This is a genomic window from Candidatus Aquicultor sp., from assembly GCF_054640775.1.
Genome location: NZ_JBTSLF010000231.1, coordinates 1 through 3,664, shown reverse-complemented (window position 1 = coordinate 3,664; position 3,664 = coordinate 1). Strand labels below are relative to the sequence as shown.

Here is a 3,664-nt window from a genome sequence, read left to right as displayed (position 1 = left end):
AATTCTTTATCATCTGGGTCCTGAGCTTTGTCGAAGGACAATTCTATAATAGTTCGATTAAAACCCGCATATCAAAAATTATCTGAATCTTTTATTAGAGTCTCAATTCTATAATAGTTCGATTATGCTTCGGCAAGCTCAGCATAAATTCATTATCATCTGGTTCCTGAGCTTTGTCGAAGGACAATTCTATAATAGTTCGATTAAAACATAAACTGGCTGAAAAATTTAATAGTAATACACGGTCTCAATTCTATAATAGTTCGATTAAAACGAAGGACAACCAACATGCGGGTGTTGTTTCCGGTGAAAACTGACCAACATTCCGGCCAAAATTGACCACACCAAGTTAGTTATTTTTTGATATATTCTTCAACCTAAAGCTCTTTCCATTTATTAAAAACGGATAACAATGATGCAACAGTCTGTCGAGTATCGCCGAGGCTACAATATCATCATTAAAGATTTCTCCCCATTCTTCAAAAGGTTTGTTAGTAGTAATAATAATAGATCCGGTTTCATAGCGCTTTGAGATAAGTTGAAAAAATAATTTAGCCGTCTGTTTGGTAAGAGACAGATAACCAAGTTCATCTATGATGATCAGATCAACCCTTGAGAGATTATCCAATGTCCTGTTTAGGTTTCCGGATACTTCTGCTGCTGCAAGCATTACGGTTAACTGCTCTGCTGTAAAAAACATTACTCTCTTTCTTGCTTGTACTGCTTTAACACCAATGCTTATTGCAAGATGAGTTTTTCCGACTCCTGGGGCCCCAACAAAAAGGATATTCTTTGCTTCTTCCATAAAAGTAAGGCCAGCCAGTTCTCTTATGAGTTTTTCATTTATCTTTGGCTGGTAAGAGAAGTCAAACTCCTCAAGCCTCTTGATCTGGGGAAAGCCAGCTATCTGCATCTTCCTGTTTATTGAGCGTTCTATTTTACTTAGTACCTCTATTTCAAGCAACCGCTGCAAATAATCCTGATAACCAAGTTTTGCTTTTGCTGCATTATCTGCTTCCACTTTATATGTTTCACTTATCCTGTGAAGTGAAAGCACTTTCAGATGTTGTTCGATTAAGTTTTCAGTCATATTACTGATTTCTCCATTTAATGTATTTAATAAAACAGGAAGGTCGGTGACCTTCCCATGTAATTTTAGAACATATTGTATTGGGACATATCCCGTTTTACATTTTCCTTTGGCAGTTCGGTCTTTGTCTCTACCGGCTCTATCTTGAATGATTGTTTATGATTCTTTTCCAGATAACCCGAGACAAATGAATGACTAAATACATTATACTCCATGCATTTATTCAGAGCCTCCAGGAAGTCATCCCTTATGTAGAGCTTTGATAATGATATTATCTGGTGAAGATGGCTCGTAACATTTATTCTTTTCTGCGCCTTTATTTTCTCTATGAACATTTCCTGACCTGGAAAGATCTCAAGGAACTTCAGTTTTAAGTTTTCAAAACTACCCCTAAATGATTTGAAGCTCTTATAATGGTCCTTGTTTATAACTACTATTGCTTTCTTCGTAGTAATCTCATGAGTAGCGATTAGTTTGTTTGCCTGTGAGTAAATTTGCAGATAGTAACCTTTGGATATTTTTATCCATACCCATTTACCGGCAAACATCCAGGGGACTGAGTACCGGGAACCATTATATGATAGCAGACAATCATTTGAAGCTTTCCGGTTATCCTCCTTTATTCCCACATATCTTGTCTCCGGAAGTGAAAGCAGTGATAGTTTCTCTTGTTCAAATAACTCTGCTGGTGCTGATTTGGTAACCGAGTGTATGCGTCTGTTGTTTTCTTCCTGAAAATTTTTCAACTTCCTCTGAAGATCGAAGAAGTCTTCAAAACTATTGCCTGCTATAAAATGGTTCTCTAAATAACTGAAGGGTTTTTCTACTTTCCCTTTACTCCAGGGATGCCCGGGCAAGCTTCTGGTTGGCATAAATCCATAATGAGCACAGAAGTTAAGATAACGGGGATTCCATTTGAAGTTATTCCTGGATGCGTTTATTACAAATGATTTTGCATTATCTGTCTGAAGTCTTTGGCACAAACCAGAAGATTCAATTATGGAACTCTCCAAAGCTTCCAGGATTGCACCCTGGTTTTGACTTAAGGACACTTCCAATATCTGATATCGGCTGAATGAGTTTATATATGAGTAAACATAAATTATGGTGAGATTCCCGCCAATCATTACACTATATGGGCTCCAGTCAAACTGCGCCTGTTCTCCCGGTCCTGTTTCATATGGAGTGAAAAACTTTTGCTCTGTTGGTCTTATTCTAGAAAGATAAAGATATAGTGATGTCCTTCCTCCCTTGTATCCCTTTGACTTTAACTCGTTAAATATTCTTGATCCCTTGAACTTCTTTACCGTCAGCATTTCAATCAGTACTTCATTGAACGCCTCAAGTTCTGCCTGACTTGATCCCTGACGACGATACTCTGGAACTTCATTCTTTTCCAGAGCTGTCTTTACTGTATTATGACTTATCCCCAGTTCCCGGGCTATCGCCCTGTTACTTTTGCCCGGTTGTTTTGTTTTCAGGTTTTTTATTGTAACCCAATCTTCCATAGTGATCACCTAAATTTCCTTTCTTCTTGGTTATTAAATAATTCACTTAATGTGAAGAAGAAAGTTATTACTGTTAATAGATTTTAGTGGTCAATTTTCGGCGGAATAACTGGTCAATTTTGGACGGAAACTACAAACGCTTTGGCTTAATATGTGGGTAAACCATTATAGCCTTGGCTGGTATAATAAAAAGCTGACATATTCCTACGACTGGCAGGGAAACATTACACAGAAAGGGTATTACGATTATGATGGCAGCAGTTCGCCATATTATACTTCATACACTTACGATAAAGCTGGTAGATTGCAAACTGTTAATACAAGCCCCAATTCTAATATGAGCGGATCAACTCAGGAAGGGCTTTATACATACCTGGCAAACGGAAAGGTTAAAAGACTTCAACTCGCAGCATCTCAGGGAGTTGATTATACATACAACTCGCGCGATTGGTTGACAATGATAAACCAGCAAAATTTAAACACGTCGCAGGATCCCGGGCACGATGGACCCGGTGGTTCCGGTGTTGCTTATGTGGATAAATTTGGCGAAGTTATTGGGTATGACGAAATAAGCAATATTGGCGCTTCACAAGGCGCAACCGCACAGTACAACGGTAACATAAGCTGGCAGATGTACAATATGGGCGTAAATTATTCAAGTACTCCGTTGGTAGGATGGAGTTATGACTATGATAAAACAAACCGTTTAACTAAAGCAGACTTCGGTTATTACTCGGGCGGCTGGGCAACAACCAATGCCTATGACTGTAAAAGTTACACCTATGACAAAATAGGCAACATTACCTCTTTGCTTCGTTACGGCAGCGGCGGAACAGCGCAGGATAATCTTGTTTATCATTATAACTCCAACTCAAGCAGACTTACCTCACTCAGCGGTACGCTTAACACTGCTTATACTTATGACGACAATGGCAATGTCCTTTCTGATGCCTCAAGAGGCATAGCGTTTATTATTTACGATACAGACAACCTGCCGGTTACAGTTTACACAACCGGCGGACAGGCACAGGTTTACTCCTACGATGTAACAGGCAACAGGATAAGA

At 38.9% G+C, this 3,664-nt stretch carries 2 protein-coding genes and 1 pseudogene; 1 reads left to right on the top strand and 2 read right to left on the bottom strand.

What is annotated here, in order from left to right; translation table 11 throughout:
• Nucleotides 1–349 precede the first annotated feature (349 nt).
• Both istB and istA read right to left on the bottom strand, forming a co-directional pair.
• A complete protein-coding gene (gene istB, locus ACYC56_RS13310; RefSeq protein ID WP_461374659.1) occupies nucleotides 350–1,090 on the bottom strand; it encodes an IS21-like element helper ATPase IstB in 741 nt (246 codons plus the stop codon).
• 65 nt (nucleotides 1,091–1,155) lie between these two features.
• Complete coding sequence (gene istA, locus ACYC56_RS13305; protein WP_461374658.1) at nucleotides 1,156–2,598, bottom strand: IS21 family transposase; 1,443 nt, start codon at nucleotides 2,596–2,598, stop codon at nucleotides 1,156–1,158.
• 151 nt (nucleotides 2,599–2,749) lie between these two features.
• On the opposite strand from istA, the pseudogene ACYC56_RS13300 reads away from it, so the two are divergent.
• A pseudogene (locus ACYC56_RS13300) lies at nucleotides 2,750–3,664 on the top strand (hypothetical protein); the annotation flags it as partial.